12 protein-coding genes are annotated in these 17,933 nt (G+C 53.5%); 6 read left to right on the forward strand and 6 right to left on the reverse strand.

What is annotated here, in order from left to right:
- Nucleotides 1–40: 40 nt before the first annotated feature.
- Nucleotides 41–2,425, reverse strand: a complete 2,385-nt coding sequence (locus tag GF617_RS18905; protein ID WP_203452258.1) for a beta-N-acetylhexosaminidase — start codon at nt 2,423–2,425, stop codon at nt 41–43.
- 327 nt (nt 2,426–2,752) lie between these two features.
- On the opposite strand from GF617_RS18905, the gene GF617_RS18910 reads away from it, so the two are divergent.
- Entirely contained in the window at nt 2,753–3,553 is an 801-nt protein-coding gene (locus GF617_RS18910) for a nucleoside phosphorylase (RefSeq protein WP_203452259.1), read from the forward strand.
- A gap of 227 nt (nt 3,554–3,780) precedes the next feature.
- Here GF617_RS18910 and mgtA read toward each other — a convergent pair whose 3' ends face one another.
- Nucleotides 3,781–6,489, reverse strand: a complete 2,709-nt coding sequence (gene mgtA / locus GF617_RS18915) for a magnesium-translocating P-type ATPase (RefSeq protein ID WP_181623673.1) — start codon at nt 6,487–6,489, stop codon at nt 3,781–3,783.
- Nucleotides 6,490–6,878: 389 nt separating this feature from the next.
- On the opposite strand from mgtA, the gene treR reads away from it, so the two are divergent.
- From treR to nrdG, 5 genes are all read left to right on the forward strand, one after another.
- Nucleotides 6,879–7,826, forward strand: coding sequence for a trehalose operon repressor TreR (gene treR, locus GF617_RS18920; RefSeq protein WP_181622028.1), 948 nt, complete (start codon nt 6,879–6,881; stop codon nt 7,824–7,826).
- A gap of 185 nt (nt 7,827–8,011) precedes the next feature.
- Nucleotides 8,012–9,430: a PTS trehalose transporter subunit IIBC gene (gene treB, locus GF617_RS18925; protein ID WP_203452271.1), complete on the forward strand. Its 1,419-nt coding sequence runs from the start codon at nt 8,012–8,014 to the stop codon at nt 9,428–9,430.
- Between the two features lie 51 nt (nt 9,431–9,481).
- On the forward strand, nt 9,482–11,140 hold the full coding sequence (gene treC / locus GF617_RS18930) for an alpha,alpha-phosphotrehalase (RefSeq protein WP_181622027.1): 1,659 nt from the start codon (nt 9,482–9,484) through the stop codon (nt 11,138–11,140).
- A 374-nt stretch (nt 11,141–11,514) separates the two neighbouring features.
- The gene (nrdD, locus tag GF617_RS18935; RefSeq protein ID WP_181622026.1) at nt 11,515–13,653 is read left to right on the forward strand and encodes an anaerobic ribonucleoside-triphosphate reductase; all 2,139 of its coding nucleotides are present in this window, start codon (nt 11,515–11,517) and stop codon (nt 13,651–13,653) included.
- A gap of 141 nt (nt 13,654–13,794) precedes the next feature.
- Entirely contained in the window at nt 13,795–14,259 is a 465-nt protein-coding gene (gene nrdG / locus GF617_RS18940) for an anaerobic ribonucleoside-triphosphate reductase-activating protein (protein WP_181622025.1), read from the forward strand.
- Nucleotides 14,260–14,262: 3 nt separating this feature from the next.
- Here nrdG and GF617_RS18945 read toward each other — a convergent pair whose 3' ends face one another.
- The 4 genes from GF617_RS18945 to GF617_RS18960 form a co-directional block, all read right to left on the reverse strand.
- Nucleotides 14,263–14,547 carry a type II toxin-antitoxin system RelE/ParE family toxin gene (locus GF617_RS18945; RefSeq protein WP_203452260.1) on the reverse strand — a complete coding sequence of 95 codons (285 nt, stop codon included), beginning with the start codon at nt 14,545–14,547 and terminating at the stop codon, nt 14,263–14,265.
- Nucleotides 14,537–14,779 (reverse strand): type II toxin-antitoxin system RelB/DinJ family antitoxin, encoded by a 243-nt coding sequence (locus GF617_RS18950; RefSeq protein ID WP_203452261.1) that lies wholly within the window; start codon nt 14,777–14,779, stop codon nt 14,537–14,539. Before GF617_RS18950 ends, GF617_RS18945 begins: the two co-directional genes overlap by 11 nt.
- A gap of 66 nt (nt 14,780–14,845) precedes the next feature.
- Nucleotides 14,846–16,756 carry a transcription antiterminator gene (locus GF617_RS18955; protein ID WP_203452262.1) on the reverse strand — a complete coding sequence of 637 codons (1,911 nt, stop codon included), beginning with the start codon at nt 16,754–16,756 and terminating at the stop codon, nt 14,846–14,848.
- A 19-nt stretch (nt 16,757–16,775) separates the two neighbouring features.
- Nucleotides 16,776–17,921, reverse strand: a complete 1,146-nt coding sequence (locus tag GF617_RS18960) for a lactonase family protein (RefSeq protein ID WP_203452263.1) — start codon at nt 17,919–17,921, stop codon at nt 16,776–16,778.
- Nucleotides 17,922–17,933 lie beyond the last annotated feature (12 nt).

A 17,933-nucleotide genomic window follows, 5' to 3' on the forward strand; every position in this document is an offset into this window, starting at 1 on the left:
ATCTCCTCTCCCCATCGGGGAGAGGAGCATTTTTCGACGTCTACTGATTCCGCGTCGCATTGAGTAACGTTTCCAGCGGATAGACCGCCGCAATCACTACCTCGTCCTGAATCTTCGCCGCGTTATCGAGTTCATTCTGAATTGAGGCAATTTCTTTGTCGTCGAGCGTGCCCTGCCGCGCCACCAAATCTGTCAGCCTCAGGCCGATGGACGCCAGCTTATCAACCTCCTGAATCACGGGCTTTATCGCCTTGAGTTGGTAATTGCTTTCACTGAGCGCCAGCACGTCGCTGGTATTACTCTGCCAGCGGTTAAACACATGGCGTAACGCCTCAGCACTTTCGTTATCTTCTGCATCGCTGACTAAGCGATCGACCCATTTCGTCATCTGCCGCACGGTGTTGCTTTCCGCATTCAGCGCATCGGCAAAACGGTTGAGCGGCTCAAACTGATGATAGTTACCGGCCTGGAATTTCAGGTGTTGGCGGGTGTAATACTGTGCAGGCTCCACCGCCTGAGCGAGAATTTGCAGCGGCAGCGTGTCAGCATTGTTCGCCAGCCGGGTAAAATACGCCTGCTGCTGGCTGTGCTGTTGTAAGCCCACTGATACCGTCGACCAGGCATCAATAGCCTGTAAGCGGGTGTACATGTTGTCGATATCGTTAACGTCCTGTGCCGACCACAGACGTTCAGCGACCGCAAATGCACGCGGCCACAGTTTGATGTCCAGTACTGGTGCAACCACATTTTCCGCCCACAGAGCCGCTTCACCGCCAGACAGATTAGCCTGCTGGCTGGCATCGGGTACAACCGGGACAATACCTTTCGGTACATCATCCAGCAGCTTGCCACTAACAGGATAACGGGCGTTGCCCAACAGGAAATAGCCGCTCAGCGTATCGTTATTTACCGTCACCACTGGACGCGTTTCTCCCATCCAGGTATCCACGGTGAAGGTCACCTGGTTATCGCTGCGCCATTCGATATCCTGCACTGCACGGCGGGATTTACCGCTAAAGTCGATAAACCCGCGCCAGCCAGACTCGCCTTTCACCAGCGTAAAGCTCCCCTCCACCGGTTTCCCCTTCAGGCGTGGCATCGAGAAAGACCAGCTCTGCGCGCTGTCGTTGTCACCAATAACATCAACGTTGTTTAAGCCCTGAGGCACAATTTCATTGCGATAGTGGTAAGCCGTGGACTGAGGCTGATCGAGATAAAAGCCGGTGGAAAGGATGCCTTTATAGCCCTTTTCCGCCACCTGCCCCAGCGCATCTTGCCCTTGCCAGGACTGGATCAGAATGCTTTTTGGCAGATCAGGGTGGAAGATCTCATCCCAACCCACCATCCGGCGATGATGTTTTTCGAGGATCGTTTCCAGCTTGCGGTTGAAATAGGCCTGCAATGCGTGGCTGTCGGTCAGGCTATTATCTCGCATAAATGTCTGGATCGCTGCGTTGTTCTTCCACTGCGTGTCATCGACTTCATCGCCGCCAATGTGCAGATAAGGGTCCGGGAAGATCGCGGTCAGTTCCGTAACCATCGCCTCAGCAAATGCATAAGTGGCCTCTTTTGTTGGATCAAGCACCGGCTTCAGGACTCCCCAGTGACGCTCCATTTCATAAGGCCCTGGTGCGCTCATCAGTTCGGGATAAGCCACGGCAATAGCCGAAGCGTGGCCTGGCATATCGATCTCAGGAACCACACGAATCCCGCGTGCGGTGGCGTAGCGCACAATCTCCCGCATTTGATCCGGTGTGTAAAACAGCCCGTCGCTGGCAAGCTGTGTCAGCTTCGGATAGCGTTTTGAGGCGAAACGCCAGCCCTGATCGTCGGTCAGATGCCAGTGCAGGACGTTGAGTTTTGCCGCAGCCATGCCGTCAATCTGTCGTTTGATATCGTCAGGCGGAATAAAGTGGCGGGCAGAGTCGAGCAAGAGTCCTCGCCACGGGAAGCGCGGAGAATCGTCGATCGTCACCCAGGGGATAAACGTGTTTTCTGTCCCGTTCTGGATGAGCTGCAGTAATGTCTCCATACCGCGTAGCGCACCAAAGCGCGTGTTGGCCGCAATATTCACGCCGCTGGCATTCACGGTAAGCGTATAGCTTTCGTCGCTGTCCGGCATGGGTTGCGTCGGGACCTTTCGGGCAATGGCGAAGGTGATCGTGGCGTGCTCCGGTTTGGCTGCCTGCGGCTGTAACATCCAGCCCGTTTGCAGGGCAATACGCTGACGCAGGCGTGTCGGGGCATCGCCCAGGTCATCCCCCGTCACGTTAACAGAGGTTTTATCGGTCAGGACCAGCGCACCCTGAGTGGCCGGGCGTTCGACCTTCGCAGGCCATGGCATCAGGGGAAGATCGCCTGCCGGAGCGGCAAACGCAGAAGAGCCGAGTAAGAGTCCGGCGGTTAAGAGACTGTACCGTAACATGAATGTTCCTTATCAGAATCTGACGGGCCAATTAAAGGCAAAACATTCTGTTAACATACGGTCAATTTGTCGTCAAGAAAATGCCACGACGGAGATCACAGGTTGCTGAATTTTACAGGGATGTTTGCATGAGTTTTTTCATCATTTCTATTCCGCTCCCTCGCACATTCAATATGTCAAAAGGAATAAAATTACTCATCAGATAAATACAAAACCATCAAACAATAATTTAATTATATATAGGGGATATTTTTCAAAAATGTATTTTTTCAGGTTGAAAATGCCTATTTAAATTATTAAGGTACTTTAAAAAAGGAGAGTCAAAATATGTCTGAACAATACCATTTAAAAATCAGCCAAGGAGATGTGGCACCGTATGTTTTACTACCAGGCGATCCAGGCAGAGTAAAAGCAGTCGCCAGTTATTGGGATAAGGCAGAACTTATCGCAAGCAATCGTGAATACGTCACCTATACTGGCGAATATAAAGGTGTTCCAATTAGTTGTACCAGTACCGGCATTGGCTGCCCATCAACATCAATCGCCATGGAAGAATTGGCACGCTGCGGCGCGACTACGTTTGTGCGTATTGGTACCTGCGGAACATTTCAGGATCATGTCAAAAATGGTGATATTGCTATTTTTGACTCCGCGCTTAGGCTGGATGGATCGTCTAAACTCTACGTTCCTGCTGAATATCCTGCGGTTGCAAGCCATGAAGTGGTTGACGCATGCGCACGCGCACGCGCAGTAAGAGGATTGGGCTACACAGGCCATGTCGGAACAACACGTTCCGCAGATACATTCTATGCCGGACATGCGAAACCGGGTTCCTCCTTCAATGATTACTGGCAATCATCCTGGGCGCATCATTTCGAAGACTTAAAACGCATGAATGTACTCGCAGCCGAAATGGAAGCCAGTATCATTTTTGTGCTCGCCAGACTCTGGGGATTACGGGCCGGAGGATGTGCAGTCGTTATGGATAATATTTGTAACGTTGCAGGTGAGAGCGGCCAGTTTGATCCGCAAAAAGAATTTGACCATAGCGCCAACCATATTGAACGACTGGCACTCGCGGGCTGTGAAACCATTCGAATGCTGGCTGACCTGGATGCCAAAGAATAATAAAATGGATAATAAAAAGGATGCAAAGTAAATGTTAATAGATTTTTATAGATAATCATCCTTACTGAATGATATCTTTAATATCTATTATCAGCTCCTGAAAAACGTTCCTGAAAATAATTTTTATCACATCGCACTTAATTATCAGATAGATAAAATAGCAGCCAGTAAGATGTTTTTACTGGCTGTTTTATCATTCAGATTAATCGACCTTTGACATCATTCTGTCACTGCCAGCCATACCGACGGCTGTAGAACCCTTTCACCATCTGCGTCAGCACCATGTAACCAGCCAGAATCGCCACCAGCCACGGGAAGTAGCTCAGCGGCAGTGCCTGCAGTTGCAGGTAGCTCGCCAGCGGTGAGAACGGCAGCGCGATACCGAGTGCCATCACGATACCAGTCATGATGATCAGCGGCCACGCAGCACGGCTCTGGATAAACGGAATACGACGCGTGCGGATCATATGCACAATCAGCGTTTGCGACAGCAGTCCGACCACAAACCAGCCTGACTGGAACAGAGTCTGGTGTTCCGGTGTGTTTGCGTGGAACACAAACCACATCAGGCAGAAGGTCAGAATGTCGAAGATCGAGCTAATCGGACCAAAGAACAGCATGAAACGGCCAAGATCAGATGGATTCCAGCGCTGTGGCTTCTGGATCTGCTCATCGTCCACGTTATCAAACGGGATCGCCACCTGAGAGACATCGTACATCAGGTTTTGAATCAGCAGATGCAACGGCAGCATCGGCAGGAACGGTAAGAACGCGCTCGCCACCAGTACGCTAAAGACGTTACCGAAGTTAGAGCTGGCGGTCATCTTGATGTACTTCAGCATGTTAGCAAAGGTGCGACGGCCTTCAATCACCCCCTCTTCCAGCACCATCAGGCTTTTTTCCAGCAGAATGATATCGGCCGCTTCACGGGCGATGTCCACCGCCCCGTCGACGGAGATACCAATGTCAGCCGCCCGCAATGCTGGCGCATCATTGATGCCATCTCCCATAAAGCCCACCACATGCCCCTCACGGCGCAGCAGCATGACGATACGCTCTTTATGCATCGGTGTGAGACGGGCGAACAGCGTGGTGTGTTGCGCCAGTTTCGCCAGTTCATCATCTCCGAGGTGTTCAATATCACTCCCCACCACCACATCACCCGCATCCAGCCCCACTTCATGGCACACTTTCGCGGCCACCAACTCACTGTCACCGGTGAGGATTTTTACGGTGATCCCACTCGCTTTCAGCGCTTTCAGTGCCGGAGCGGTCGTTTCTTTCGGCGGATCGAGGAAGGCGATATACCCTTCGAGGATCAGATCGGATTCGTCGATACGCTGATAGTCACCCTCACGTGCAGGCAGGAATTTGCTTGCCACAGCCACAACGCGCAGCCCCTGACGGTTCAGATTGTCGGTAACACGTTTGATGCGGCGCAGCATGGTGTCGTCCAGCGGGACGATGTCGCCGTTATGACGCACCTGTGTGCAGACATTCAGGATCTCCTGTAACGCTCCTTTGCAGATCAGTTGATGTACATCCTGCTGTTCACTGACCACCACCGACATCCGGCGGCGTTCAAAATCGAACGGGATCTCATCCACTTTTTGCCAGCGGCCCGAAAGTGTGCGGGCGGACTCTTCATCAACGCCTTCCAGCACAGCAACATCCAACAGGTTTTTCAGCCCGGTCTGGTAGTGGCTGTTAAGCCAGGCGCTGTGCAGCACACGATCGCTGGTTTTACCGGAGATATCGGTATGGTTTTCCAGCACGATCTTGTCCTGGGTCAGCGTCCCGGTTTTATCGGTACACAGGATGTCCATCGCGCCAAAGTTCTGGATCGCGTCGAGGTGTTTGACGATCACTTTCTGCTTAGAGAGTTTCACCGCCCCGCGCGCCAGCGTGGAGGTCACAATCATCGGCAGCATTTCCGGCGTTAAGCCCACGGCAACGGAGAGGGCAAACAGCGCGGCCTCCCACCAGTCACCCTTAGTGTAGCCATTAATCAACAACACAATCGGCGTCATCACCATCATGAAGCGGATCAACAGCATGCTGACGCGGCCAATGCCTTTCTGGAAGGCATTCGGTTCATTTTCTTGCTCACCAACGCGCCCGGCGAGTTGCCCAAACCAGGTGTGTCCACCAGTGGCAGTCACAATGGCCTGCGCCGTTCCGCTGACTACCGTCGTGCCCATAAAACACAAGGTATCGCATTCAAGTGGGTTCACCTGCTGAGGATCGCGAGTCCGGGCGACCTTTTCAACCGGCAACGATTCCCCCGTCAAAGAAGCCTGAGCCACAAACAGATCCCGGGCCTGAATAATGCGTAAGTCGGCGGGGATCATATCCCCGGCGGCCAGCTTGACGAGATCGCCTCTCACCAGTTGGTCAATCGGTAGCTCAACCCAGGCATTTTCGCCGAGTTCATTAATCACGCGGGAGACGGTGGCGGTGTTGCTGACCATCGCTTTCAAGGCATCAGCCGCTTTGGTTGAACGCGCTTCCTGCACAAAATTGAGCAGCGTGGAAATCCCAACCATCAACGCGATCACGCCTGCGGCAAACAGATCTTCAGTGGCATAGGAAATAATGCCCAGTACCGTTAACAACAGGTTGAAGGGGTTGCGGTAGCACACCCACAGATGTACCCACCAGGGCGCGGGTTTTTGTGCCGGGATCTGGTTATCGCCATACTCGGCGCGAACTTTCTCGACTTCGGAGGCATTCAGCCCTTCCGGGTGTCCGCCAAACGCGCGCCAGACTTCGTTTTCGTCCATGGCCGCAATGTTCAGGCACTGCTCGGTAAGGGAAGGTGGAATCACCGCCCCCGCCAGATTTTTGGCGTTGGGTAGCGGATCGCGTTGTACAAGGCGGTGCGGCAAGTGGCGGTTCAGCAGCGCTTGCAGCTGGCGGGTGATATTTTTCAGCATCATAAGCTCCCCTGTGTTCACCAGGGCGAACACAGTTCAGTCTTCAGGCACGACAAGGCCGTACCTGGCGGCACTTAAATTTTCAGCAGGAACGAATGAAACGTTGCTGCCTCACATCACCGGTGAGACAGCACGGGCTGGCTTACCGGATAGAAAGAACTCTCCCGTTCAGGAGAGGCGTGGGATCGGGATCCATGTAACCTCCGGTAAGTAAAATGAGGGTATCGCCGCGCAGTATAAGGATTTAACCGTACCGTTTGTGGCGATTCGGGCGGTATTATAACGCCATGCAAATAAACCAAACGTAAACCAGACTTTGCCCATAGCGAAATCACGCTATAGCATTAGGCTCAATTGACGACTGCCTTCGCCGTGACAGGGAATAAAAGATGCAAAACCGCCTTACGATTAAAGACATCGCGCGTTTAAGCGGCGTGGGAAAATCCACCGTGTCACGCGTGCTGAACAACGAAAGTGGTGTCAGCGAGCGCACACGCGAGCGCGTCGAAGCGGTGATGAATCAGCACGGTTTTTCCCCTTCCCGCTCCGCACGCGCCATGCGTGGACAAAGCGACAAAGTGGTGGCGATTATCGTTTCGCGTCTGGATTCGCTGTCAGAAAACCTGGCCGTTCAGACCATGCTGCCGGCGTTTTATGAGCAGGGTTATGACCCGATCATGATGGAAAGCCAGTTCTCGCCGCAAATGGTTGAAGAACACCTGGGGATGCTGCAACGCCGTAACATCGACGGTGTGGTACTGTTTGGTTTCACTGGCATAAAAGATGAAATGCTCAAACCCTGGCAGCCGTCACTGGTTCTGCTGGCGCGTGATGCCACTGGATTTGCCTCGGTGTGTTATGACGACGAGGGCGCGATTATCACCCTGATGCAGCGTCTGTTTGATAAAGGTCATCGCCACATTAGTTTCCTCGGCGTACCGCACGCGGATGTCACGACCGGCAAGCGTCGCCATGAAGCCTACCTGGCATTTTGCAAAAAGCACAACCTCTCTGCCGTGGCCTCCCTGCCTGGGCTGGGCATGAAGCAGGGTTACGAGCAGGTCGCCAGCGTCCTGACACCACAGACCACCGCGCTGGTGTGTGCCACGGATACCCTGGCGCTGGGTGCGAGCAAATATTTGCAGGAACAACGCATCGACAACCTGCAAGTGGCGAGCGTGGGAAGTACACCGCTGATGAAGTTCCTGCACCCGGAGATCATCACCGTCGATCCGGGCTATGCCGAGTCCGGCAGACAAGCCGCCACACAGTTGATCGAGCAGATCAACGGCCGCAGCGAACTGCGCCAGATCGTTATTCCAGTTCACCTCTCTTAAGCTTCTTATCCCTTCTTTTTTTCGCGTCGCAGGCGTGTTCCTGCAACGCGAATTGCACAGGTCATAAACAGATTATTGTGATCTTCGCCCAATTTCGGGAACGTTCCCATTTTCGTAAAGACGCTTAAAGAGTAGGCTTGCGTTCAGGTCATTACACCCTTCTCCATCTGTCATGAGGTTTCATGATGAGTAAAGTCAAGCAAGCAGATATCGACCAGTTGATCGTCCTGGTTGGGGGCCGTGAGAACATCGCGACCGTCAGCCATTGCATTACCCGCCTGCGTTTTGTGCTGAACGATCCAGCCAAAGCCAACCCGAAAGCTATCGAAGAGTTGTCGATGGTCAAAGGCTGTTTCACCAACGCCGGGCAGTTCCAGGTTGTCATTGGCACGGAAGTGGGCGATTACTACCAGGCTCTACTGGCGACCACCGGCCACTCTTCTGCCGATAAAGAGCAGGCGAAGAAAGCCGCGCGTCAAAATATGAAATGGCATGAGCAGTTAATCTCTCACTTTGCGGAGATCTTCTTCCCGCTGCTGCCAGCGCTTATCAGCGGAGGCTTGATCTTAGGCTTCCGCAACGTGATCGGTGATGTGCCGATGAGCGATGGCAAAACCCTGGCGCAAATGTACCCCGCGCTGCAAACCATCTACGATTTCCTGTGGCTGATTGGTGAGGCGATCTTCTTCTATCTGCCGGTCGGGATTTGCTGGTCAGCGGTACGCAAGATGGGCGGCACGCCAATACTGGGTATCGTGCTGGGCGTGACGCTGGTTTCGCCTCAGTTAATGAACGCTTACTTACTTGGTCAACAAGTCCCCGAGGTGTGGAACTTTGGTCTGTTTACCATTGCGAAAGTGGGCTACCAGGCGCAGGTTATCCCGGCATTGCTGGCGGGCCTGGCACTGGGCTTTATTGAAACCCGCTTAAAACGTATCGTGCCTGATTACCTCTATCTGGTGGTCGTGCCGGTTTGTTCGTTGATTATTGCGGTCTTCCTCGCCCATGCCTTTATCGGCCCCTTTGGCCGCATGATCGGTGACGGCGTTGCTTTCGCGGTTCGCCACCTGATGACCGGCAGCTTCGCGCCAATTGGTGCTGCCCTGTTTGGCTTCTTGTATGCCCCACTGGTGATCACCGGCGTGCATCAGACCACCCTCGCAATTGATATGCAGATGATTCAAAGCCTTGGCGGAACGCCAGTCTGGCCTATCATCGCGCTGTCTAACATCGCTCAGGCCTCTGCGGTAACCGGTATTATTCTGGTCAGCCGTAAACATAACGAACGCGAAATCTCTGTACCTGCGGCCATCTCCGCCTATCTCGGCGTCACAGAACCGGCAATGTACGGGATTAACCTCAAATACCGTTTCCCAATGCTGTGCGCAATGATCGGCTCCGGCCTGGCGGGTCTGATTTGCGGTCTGAATGGCGTGATGGCGAACGGAATCGGGGTTGGTGGATTGCCGGGTATCCTCTCCATCCAGCCGACCTACTGGCAGATATTTGCACTGGCGATGGCAGTTGCGATTATTGTCCCAATGGCGCTGACCACCTTCATTTACCAGCGTAAATTCCGTCAGGGCACGTTGCAGATTGTTTAACTTCATCTTTCGGGGCGCAATTGCGCCCCTCAGCATTTGCAGGAACGCATTATGAATACCCTTCCTCACTGGTGGCAAAACGGCGTCATCTATCAGATTTACCCAAAGAGTTTTCAGGATACAACCGGCTGTGGTACGGGTGATTTACGCGGCGTGACACAGCGCCTCGACTACCTGAAAACCCTCGGCATTGACGCCATCTGGCTGACGCCGTTCTACCTCTCTCCGCAGATTGATAACGGTTACGACGTGGCGAGTTATACCGCCATAGACCCGGCCTACGGTACGCTGGATGACTTTGATGAACTGGTTGCCGAGGCACATACGCGTGGCATTCGCATTGTGCTGGATATGGTGTTTAACCACACCTCGACGCAACATGCGTGGTTCCGTGAGTCGCTGAATAAAGAGAGCCCGTATCGTCAGTTCTATATCTGGCGTGATGGCACACCGGATGGTTTGTTACCGAATAACTGGCGCTCGAAGTTTGGCGGTAACGCCTGGCGCTGGCACGCCGGAAGCGAGCAGTATTATCTGCATCTGTTTGCCCCGGAACAGGCGGATCTCAACTGGGAAAATCCGGCTGTTCGGGCCGAACTGAAAAAAGTGTGTGAGTTCTGGGCCGATCGCGGCGTCGACGGATTACGCCTCGACGTGATCAATCTGGTGTCCAAAGATCAGGATTTCCCGAACGATGAGTACGGTGATGGACGCCGCTTCTACACCGACGGGCCACGCATCCATGAATATTTACAGGAGATGAGCCGAGACGTTTTTGTCCCGCGTAACCTGATGACGGTAGGCGAGATGTCTTCAACTTCGCTGGAAAACTGCCAGCAGTACGCCTCCCTCGACGGGCGTGAGTTATCCATGACCTTTAACTTCCATCACCTGAAGGTCGACTATCCTGGCGGAGAAAAATGGACGAAGGCGCAACCGGATTACGTTGCGCTGAAAACCCTGTTCAACCACTGGCAGCAAGGCATGCATAACAAAGCCTGGAATGCGCTGTTCTGGTGTAATCACGATCAACCACGCATTGTCTCGCGTTTTGGCGACGAGGGAGAATACCGCGTGCCTGCCGCGAAAATGCTGGCGATGGTGCTGCATGGAATGCAGGGGACGCCGTATATCTACCAGGGCGAAGAGCTGGGCATGACTAACCCACACTTCACCCGCATTACTGATTATCGCGATGTTGAAAGCCTGAATATGTTTACGGAACTGCGCGCCAGTGGACGTGAAGCCGACGAGTTGCTCGATATTTTGGCAAGCAAATCCCGCGATAATGGCCGCACGCCAATGCAATGGGATGCATCACCAAACGCGGGCTTTACTGCGGGTGAGCCCTGGATTGCTGTCTGCGATAACTTCCAGGACATTAATGCAAGCGCTGCGCTTAACGACCCAGGCTCCGTGTTTTATGCCTATCAGTCGCTGATTACGCTGCGCAAAACGCTGCCGGTGCTGACATGGGGCGATTACCAGGATCTGCTGCCTGAACACCCTTCTCTGTGGTGCTACCGTCGTCAGTGGCAGGGGCAAACCCTGATCGTTGTGGCCAACCTCACCCATAACAGCCATGAATGGCAGCCAGAGGCGTTCAGCGGCGAATGGCAGGCCGTGATGAGCAACTACGTGGAAACGGCCAACAAACCAGGCCCAATGACACTACGCCCGTTTGAAGCCGTATGGTGGTTACAGGCATAAATCAAAACACCGGGCATGCCAATATGCCCGGTTTATTTTGCTGTTTTTGTTGAATAATTAATCAGATTTTTCCTTCCTGCCTTTACAAAGGCTGAAGCGCCCGTCGTTTGTACTCTCGTCTTTTTACTTTGTTCTGCATCAAAAAAAACGCAAACATGTTTGATGCAAATCACTATATGTAGCACTTAAAATGCACGCCGACCCAACATCTTGTATTTATCGTCTACTATTCCAACAACAAGACGGCGACTCAGCTCTCCGGAATTGTGGATAACAAGTGTGGGGAACGAGGGAAGTCGCTGGGCTATCTGTAAATCTGCCCGGTGAATACTTCTCCACCTCTGTGGATAACCTGTTTTTAAAATGGAGTGATCATGACACCGCATGTGATGAAACGAGATGGCTGTAAAGTGCCGTTTAAATCAGAGCGCATCAAAGAAGCCATTCTGCGTGCAGCTAAAGCAGCGGGAGTCGATGACGCAGATTACTGCGCCACCGTCGCAGAAGTCGTTAGTAGTCAGATGAACGCGCGCAGTCAGGTGGATATCAGCGAGATCCAGGTCGCCGTAGAAAACCAGCTGATGTCTGGCCCGTACAAACAACTGGCGCGCGCCTACATTGAGTACCGTCACGATCGTGACATTCAGCGTGAGAAACGGGGCCGCCTGAATCAGGAGATCCGTGGCCTGGTAGAACAGACCAACTCCGCCCTGCTCAACGAAAACGCCAACAAAGACAGTAAAGTGATCCCAACCCAGCGCGATCTGCTGGCCGGTATCGTCGCCAAACACTATGCCCGCCAGCATCTGCTGCCGCGCGATGTCGTCCAGGCGCACGAACGCGGTGAGATCCACTATCACGATCTCGACTATTCGCCGTTCTTCCCAATGTTCAACTGCATGCTGATTGATCTGAAAGGCATGCTGACCCACGGCTTCAAAATGGGTAACGCTGAGATTGAACCGCCAAAATCTATCTCTACCGCGACAGCCGTAACCGCGCAGATCATTGCCCAGGTTGCCAGCCATATTTACGGCGGAACCACCATTAACCGTATTGACGAAGTGCTCGCACCGTTTGTGACCGAGAGCTTCAACAAACACCGTAAAACGGCGGAAGAGTGGCAGATCCCGGATGCTGACGGCTATGCGCGATCCCGCACTGAAAAAGAGTGCTATGACGCATTCCAGTCGCTGGAATATGAAGTGAACACGCTCCATACCGCCAACGGCCAGACGCCGTTTGTAACCTTTGGCTTTGGTCTGGGAACCTGCTGGGAGTCACGCCTGATTCAGCAGTCTATTCTGCGCAACCGTATTTCCGGTCTTGGCAAAAATCGCAAAACCGCCGTCTTCCCGAAACTGGTCTTTGCCATTCGCGACGGCCTGAACCATAAATTTGGCGATCCGAACTACGACATCAAACAGCTGGCGCTGGAGTGCGCAAGCAAGCGCATGTACCCGGACATCCTGAACTACGATCAGGTCGTGAAAGTGACCGGCTCCTTTAAAACCCCAATGGGTTGCCGCAGTTTCCTCGGGGTGTATGAGGACGAAAACGGTGAGCAGATCCACGACGGCCGTAACAACCTGGGCGTGATTAGCCTTAACTTGCCGCGCATCGCGCTGGAAGCCAAAGGTAATGAGACGGCCTTCTGGAAACTACTGGACGAACGTCTGCAACTGGCGCGTAAAGCGCTGATGACGCGTATTGCACGTCTGGAAGGGGTGAAAGCCCGCGTTGCACCAATCCTGTATATGGAAGGGGCCTGCGGCGTGCGTCTTAACGCGGATGATGATGTTTCAGAGATCTTCAAAAACGGGCGAGCGTCAATCTCCCTCGGTTATATCGGTATTCACGAAACCATCAACGCGCTGTCAGGCAATCAACACGTCTACGACAGCGATGCCCTGCGGGCGAAAGGTGTCGCTATTGTTCAACGTCTGCGTGATGCCGTTGACCAGTGGAAAGAGGAAACCGGCTACGGTTTCAGCCTGTACAGCACGCCAAGTGAAAACCTTTGCGACCGTTTCTGCCGGCTGGATACCGCCGAGTTTGGCATCGTTGGCGGTGTGACCGATAAAGGTTATTACACCAACAGCTTCCACCTCGACGTTGAGAAAAAGGTTAATCCGTACGACAAAATTGATTTTGAAGCCGCTTACCCGCCGATCGCCAACGGTGGCTTCATCTGCTACGGCGAGTACCCGAACATTCAGCACAACCTGAAAGCACTGGAAGACGTATGGGATTACAGCTATCAGCACGTGCCGTATTACGGAACGAACACACCAATCGACGAGTGTTACGAGTGCGGTTTCACCGGTGAATTTGAGTGCACCAGCAAAGGCTTCACCTGCCCGAAATGCGGTAACCACGATGCCTCCCGTGTCTCCGTGACCCGCCGCGTATGCGGTTATCTCGGCAGTCCGGATGCTCGTCCGTTCAACGCCGGGAAGCAGGAAGAGGTGAAACGTCGCGTGAAACATTTAGGGAACGGGCAGATCGGTTAAGTTCTGCACAGGGTTCTCCCACTCGCCCTACCCCTCTCCCTCAAGGGAGAGGGGACCGATCGAGCACATTGTTAAGCCTGACTCCAGTTTTCTCCCTCTCCCGGTGGGAGAGGGCCGGGGTGAGGGCATCAGGTTAACGCTATGAATTACCATCAATACTACCCCGTCGACATCGTCAACGGTCCTGGAACGCGTTGTACCCTGTTTGTTTCAGGGTGCGTGCATGAATGCCCCGGTTGCTACAACAAAAGCACCTGGCGTTTAAATTCCGGAATGCCGTTCACCAAAGAGGTGGAAGACCGGATCATCAACGATCTGAACGACACACGTATTCACCGCCAGGGAATTTCCCTTTCAGGCGGTGACCCGCTTCATCCACAAAACGTGCCGGAAATTCTGAAGCTGGTTAAACGTATCCGCCGCGAGTGTGCGGGAAAGGACATCTGGGTGTGGACGGGCTACAAGCTGGATGAGCTGAACGCCGCACAAATGGAGGTGGTGGATCTGATCAACGTGCTGGTCGACGGCAAGTTTGTGCAGGATTTAAAAGATCCGGCACTGATCTGGCGAGGAAGCAGCAATCAGGTCGTGCACCATTTGCGTTAAACGCTAAAGCCGTTTGTTTGCGTCATGATAAACGGCTGATTTCTCACGTTTCCCAATGGCGATGACAAATACCGTTATAACGTTGTCCTGAACCTGATAAACCAAACGATAACCCTGGGATTTGAGTTTTATTTTGTAGCAATCGGGCAGACCATGCAGGCGGGCCGATTCCACTCTGGGGTTTACCAACACATCAGCAAGTTTCTTCTTAAACTGGGCTTTTACTGTATCGCTCAGCTTATGCCACTCCTTTAACGCCCTTAGGTCGAATACCAGATCATAAGTCATCCAGACTGACCTTAATTCCCTTTTGCGGACTGGCCAGTCTCTCCCGGACGGTCTGAATCAGAGCATCTTCACTGTCGCTGATCGTGACGGTTTTCACCGGCATCCGCCCTGTTTCAGCGACATACTGAAACAGCAAGCGCACCGCCTCTGTCGGCGTGATATTGAGTTTTTCCAGCACGGCATAAGCCTCGTTTTTGAGTTTGTCATCCAGACGGACGTTAAGCGTGGCCATTATGCCTCCGGTAGAATGGGACGTGTAATGCAGTTTAGCATTACATCGAATTCTGGATAACACCTCTCAAAACCGGCTCAAACACTCGACCGATACGGTTTTAAACTCCGCAAAATCCCTGCATCCGCAAAGCCGTGTCACCGCGCGCTCCCGCAAGAAAGTGACGAAAATATCGTAAATCGCCATCGCCTCTTCGTACTCGCTTTTACTGATGGCAAGCAGGAAGATCACATGTGCGGTTTCATCGCCCCACTGAATGCCTTGCGGAGCCAGAACGGTGTAAACCACCGTTTTTTGCGCCAGCAGGCCGAGTGAGTGAGGCAGCGCAATACCCTCACCCAGCATAGTACTGACGATAGCCTCACGCTCAACAACCGAATCAAGGAACTCCGCGCCGACAAACCCTTCAGCTTCCAGCTGTGAACAAAGTTCCAGGAACAAGGTTTGCTGGTCAACCGGCTTGTCGATGATCCGAAAATGGGCCGCGTCGAAGTATTTTTCCAGCATCCACGGGCGGGTTCTGTCCACCAGCACCAACTTGCCAATCTGCTCCAGCTGATAATCCGTCGGGAACGGCGCAATCATCACCACCGGTTTCGCTTTCTCGCTGATCCGCGCCGTGGAGATAACAAAGTCCTCACTCAGGGTCTCCGCCTGCTCGTATTCACGCAAAGTGAGCGTTCGCGTTACCTCAATTTGTGGATACTTGCGCTGCAGCACCGCCTCAATCATGCGTACCATCGCGTTACCGGCATCACACACCAGCAACACACGCGGCTGGCGCTGGTAGCCAATGTTGTAGTGACGCTCCAGTCCCACACCGATATGCAGCACCAGAAAACCGATCTCGTTTTCACTGATCACATACGGCGTGTATTTGCCCCAGCTTGAGACTGCTGCCAGCGTCATATCCCACGCCATCGGGTAGTGCTGTTTGATGTTATCCAGCAGCGGGTTGGGGATCATGATTTGATACCGCACGCGGGTGATCATGGTTTTAATATGCGTGAGCAAGTCCGCATGCAGCTGCTCATCGCTGAGCAGGTTGTAGTTATAGTGGGTATTGATGTAGCGCAGGATGTAATTGACCAGCGCTTCGTCGTCATCGGCGTTGATGGCGCTTGGGGCGATCTCCTGGATCTGGCGCGCGGCAATGTGCACGCACAGCCAGCTCTCTTCCGATGGTGAAAGCGCTTTGCCTGCCAGTTGCTGGATGGTTACGGCAATATCCTTCGCGGCTTCACGTACGTTCTCTTCCACATCCTCCGCGTGAAATTCTGGCAGCGGGTAGCCTTCGCTAATCCGCCTCACCGATACCGCGCAATAGAGGCGCACGAACAGTTCACCTTCATCGGTAAGGCGAATATGGTGGCGCGTCAGCGCATCGTGTAACACTGTCACCATCTGCTCAGGTACACCCACGTTCAACGCCACTTCGGTCACCAGCGGGTTCAGGCTGTCCTGCTGTGCCAGCGTCCAGAGCAAATCGGTAAGACAGGCACGGGTTGCCATCTCGCTGCCAAACAGTTTCATTCCGTGGCGTGGGCGCGTTTCCAGCGTCAGGTGATAACGGTTAAACCACTCGCGCACCTCTGCCATATCATTTTGCAGCGTCGCACGACTGACAAACCACTCATCCGCCAGATCTTCAAGCTTAAGGGAGAAGGCCGACGTCAGAAAACGCACCACCAGATAGTGCACGCGCTCAGGGCCAGTACGCGGAATACGCAGCGCGCGCGGGTGGGAATCTTGTAATAGCTGATAGCGCGCGGCATCGTCAATTTTGAGTTGATAACCGTTGCCACGGCTCAGAATAAACTGTGCGCCGTGGCTTGCCAGCAGCGCATTCAGAGCGGTGATATCGGCCCGGACGGTACGCGTGGAGACCGACAGCCGCTGCGCCAGTTCATCCTGTGGCAGCGTTTCGTTTTGCAACAGATCGAAAAGTTGCGCTAAACGTTGGTTCGGAAATCGCACGAGTGAGTCCTCTTACCGCTTAAGGTGCAGGTGAAATGATCATCTGGGATGGGCTGCCAACCGGGATATAGTCTGGCTCAAAGCTTAGCGCGCCGTCCTGCGTTACGCGAAAACGGGTGATGTTATCGCTACGCTGATTCATGACGTACAGCCATTGGCCCTGCTTATCCAGAGTCAGCGAGCGTGGATAATCACCTCGTGTCCAGACATCATCCTGATGCGTCAGTGTGCCATCCGCCGTTACGGTAAAGTGCCCGATGCTGTTATGCAAACGGTTGGCAACATACAGTTGCTTGCCGTCCTCACTTAATACCAGCCCGGCGGCAAAACTCGTCCCTTTATACGCCTTCGGCAAAGCAGAGAGCGTTTTGCCCTCTTTCAGCGTACCGGAGTGTTTATCCACGGCGTAATGAGTGAGAGTGGACGCCTCTTCGTTAATCAGCCACAGGCCATCGCCTTTCGGGGTAAAAACAAAGTGACGAGGTCCGGCCCCTTTTGAGGACGCGTCAATAAACGGTGGATCGTTCGGGGTTAATTTTCCGCTCCGATCGTCGAATCGATACTGGTAGATCCGATCCAACCCAAGATCGGTGGAAAAAACATATTTCCCACTCGGATCGGCGGCGATCATATGCGCATGCGGCCCGTTATGATCGCTGATGGCAAAGCTCCCTTCCGCCGCGGCTTCCGGTTTTGCTGCACCCTGCTCGCCCTGATCCTGGTGCGTATCCGTTGCCTCGCCCAGACTGCCATTGGCCTTGATCGGCAACACGGCAATCGATCCACTGACGTAGTTCGCCACCAGCAGGTGTTGACCGTTTGGCGTAAGGGAAAGATAAACCGGCCCAGCCCCGCCGGATGCCACCTGATTAAGCTCAGTCAGGTCACCGTTATCGCCCACATGAAGCGCCTGCACCACGCCCTGCTCCACTTCGCTTGCTACATAAAGCGTCTTACCGTCGCGCGATACCGTAAGTTGCGCGGCGTTCGGCAGTTTACTTACCAGGGTTTTGTTCGCGAGTGCACCGGTTTGCGGATCGACGGTAAAACGGTACAACCCTTCACCGTTCGGATTATAGGTCCCCACCCAGGCAAACTGCGTCTGGGCGACAGCGGCGGTAGCCAGTAAAGAGAGTGAAGCAACAAGCAGGTTACGGGTGTACATGGTGGCTCCTTC

Source organism: Lelliottia sp. RWM.1, from assembly GCF_016859735.1.
Taxonomy (GTDB): Bacteria; Pseudomonadota; Gammaproteobacteria; order Enterobacterales; family Enterobacteriaceae; genus Enterobacter.